3 protein-coding genes are annotated in these 2705 nt (G+C 65.5%); all 3 read left to right on the top strand.

Going from position 1 to position 2705, the window contains the following annotated elements:
• A partial coding sequence (locus Q8P46_02870) for a formate--tetrahydrofolate ligase (protein ID MDP2619111.1) occupies positions 1–685 on the top strand: 685 nt, incomplete at its 5' end.
• 69 nt (positions 686–754) lie between these two features.
• Positions 755–1606, top strand: a complete 852-nt coding sequence (locus tag Q8P46_02865; GenBank protein ID MDP2619110.1) for a universal stress protein — start codon at positions 755–757, stop codon at positions 1604–1606.
• A gap of 81 nt (positions 1607–1687) precedes the next feature.
• On the top strand, positions 1688–2705 hold a 1018-nt coding region (locus tag Q8P46_02860; protein MDP2619109.1), incomplete at its 3' end, for an aminotransferase class III-fold pyridoxal phosphate-dependent enzyme.

Below are 2705 nucleotides of genomic sequence, written 5' to 3'. Positions count from 1 at the left end.
CACCGTGCGGGCGCTGAAGATGCACGGCGGCATCAAGAAGGAGGACCTCGGCAAGGAGAACATCGCCGCCGTCAATAAAGGTTCCGAGAATCTCACGCAGCACCTCAACAACCTGAAAATGTTCGGGGTGCCGGCGGTGGTCGCCATCAACCGCTTCGGTACCGATACCGTTGCCGAGATCGACGCCATCAAGACCGCCGCCAAGAAGGAGGGCGCCGAGGCCTTCCTGTGTACTCACTGGGCCGACGGCAGTGCCGGCATCGAGCCTCTCGCCAAGCATGTGGTCAAGCTTACCGACTCGGGCAAGGCGAAGCTCAAATTCCTCTATCCGGACGACATGCCGCTGATCGAGAAGGTCCGCACCATCGCCCAGAAAGTCTACCGGGCCGACGACATATCCTGCGACGGCGCCATCCTGAAGCAGTTCGATGAGCTGCAGGCGGCCGGCTACGGTCATTTCCCGGTGTGCATGGCGAAGACCCAATACAGCTTCTCCCACGACCCAGAGCTGAAGTGCGCGCCCAAGGGCTTCAAGGTGCCGGTGCGCGAGCTCCGCGTTTCCGCCGGCGCCGAGTTCATCGTCGCCATCACCGGAGCGATCATGACCATGCCGGGCTTGCCCCGGGTGCCCGCCGCCAACAGCATCTATCTCAACAAGCAAGGCCAGATCGAGGGCTTGTTCTAGATCAAGTCGCGGGTTACGACTGATATGTATCCTGGGTTTCCAAGGCGAGACCATGAGCGGGAGCTACCCATGACCATCAAGACGATCCTTGTCCCGGTGCGCGGCGACGGCAAAGGCGAGAAGGTTATCGACCACGCATTGGCGGTCGCCCGCCGGTTCAAGGCTCACATCGAAGTCCTCCATTCCCACCCGAAACCGGAAGACTTGGTTCCGTTTGCCGTGTTTCCCATGGCCTCGGTGCGCCGGCAGCTCACGGTGTCAGCCGCCAAGGCAGCGACGGTCGAAGGCGCCCGCGTCAAACGCCTGTTCGCGAAGTATCTGAAGGCGAAGAAGGTGCCGATCGTAGACAAGCCGACGGGCAAAGGGGTTTCGGCCTCGTGGCGCGACGTGATGGGCAGCCAGAGCGCTACCGTCGCGCTCTACGGCCGGCTCGCCGACCTGATCGTGGTGCCACAGCCCGACGGCAGCACCGGCATCAATACCTTCGAGGCGGCGCTGTTGGAGACCGGCAAGCCGGTGCTGATGGCGCCGCCGACGCCAGTCAAGACCATCGGCCGTCACGTGGCGGTCGGCTGGAACGGCGCCACTGAGGCGGCAAAGGCGCTGGCCGCGACGATGCCGATCCTCAGGGCCGCCGACAAGGTGACGGTGTTCAGCGCCCCGGTCTCGACCGAGACCAGGCTGGACGTCGAGGCGGCGCTTGAGTATCTCCGCCGCCACGGCATCAAAGCCGCCGCCAAAACCATGAGCGTCAAGGCCACGCAAGTCGGCGACGCGTTGCTCGACGGCGCCCGCAAGGCCGGCGCCGACGTGCTGTTGATGGGGGCGTTCGGTCAGAGTCGCGGCCGAGAGTTGGTGTTCGGCGGCGTCACCCAGCACATCATCGACACGGCGACAATGCCGGTCATCTTGATGCACTGACGCCAGGCCGGCCGCCGCCCCTGGACAGACCACCGACGAGGCGGCATGCTTGCCCTTCCGCTGCCGGAAAAGCCGCCGCCGATGCCCGACGCCCCGCCGACCAATTCGCCGATCGTTGCCGCCTATCGCCAGCGCACGCCTGGATCGCTGCGGCTCTGGCAACAGGCCCGTAACGTGTTCCCGGGGGGCATCGTCCACGACTCGCGTCACATGCATCCCTATCCGATCTACGTCGCCCGCGCCGAGGGTCCGCGCAAGTGGGACGTCGACGGCAACGAGTACATCGACTACTACGGCGGGCACGGCTCGCTGATTCTCGGACACGCGCATCCTTCGTTTAAGGACGCGGTCGCCCGGCAAGCGGCTCTGGGCTCTCACTTCGCGGCCTGTCACGAGTTAGAATTGGAATGGGGCCGCCTGGTGCAGCGGCTGGTGCCGTCCGCCGAGCGGGTTCGCTTCACCGCGTCGGGTACCGAAGCCAACCTGATGGCCATCCGCCTCGCCCGCGCTTTCACCGGGCGCAGCAAGCTGGTGCGCTTCAAGAACCATTTCCACGGCTGGCAGGATCACGTCGCCTTTGGCTCCAAGCACCAGGCCACCACCGACAACGTGCCGGGAATCCTGAAGGGGATCATTGACGCCGTCATCGTTGCCGATCCGGCCAAGCCCGAAGCCGTGCGCGCGGTTCTGGAATCGGACCCCGACATCGCCGCGGTGATCGCTGAGCCGACGGGCGCCAGCTCCGGCCAAATTCCGCTTGGCCGCGACTTCTCCGCGATGCTGCGCGAAGCGACGGCAAAACGCGGCATCGTGCTAATCTTCGACGAGGTGGTGACCGGCTTCCGGGTGTCGCCGGGCGGCGCCCAGGCAATGTGGGGAATAACGCCGGACCTGACCAGCCTCGCCAAGATCCTGTCGGGCGGCTTGCCGGGCGGCGCCGTGGTCGGGTGCAAGGATATCCTCGACCACCTCGACTTCGGTGAGGCCGCGGCGCGGGGATTCGTCAAAATCCCGCACCAGGGCACCTTCAACGCCAATCCGATGGCCGCGGCCGCCGGTATCGCGGCGCTGACCCGGGTGGCCGAGAACGGGGTTTGCG

The organism is Hyphomicrobiales bacterium (genome assembly GCA_030688605.1).
In the GTDB taxonomy this organism is placed as follows: Bacteria; Pseudomonadota; Alphaproteobacteria; order Rhizobiales; family NORP267; genus JAUYJB01.
Note: the sequence above shows the minus strand (reverse complement) of the source record. Positions and strands in the feature narration are given on the sequence as shown.

Coding starts and splice junctions, on each gene's coding strand:
- Q8P46_02865 (MDP2619110.1), top strand. CDS start 755: ATGACCATCAAGACGATCCTTGTCCCGGTGCGCGGCGACGGCAAAGGC.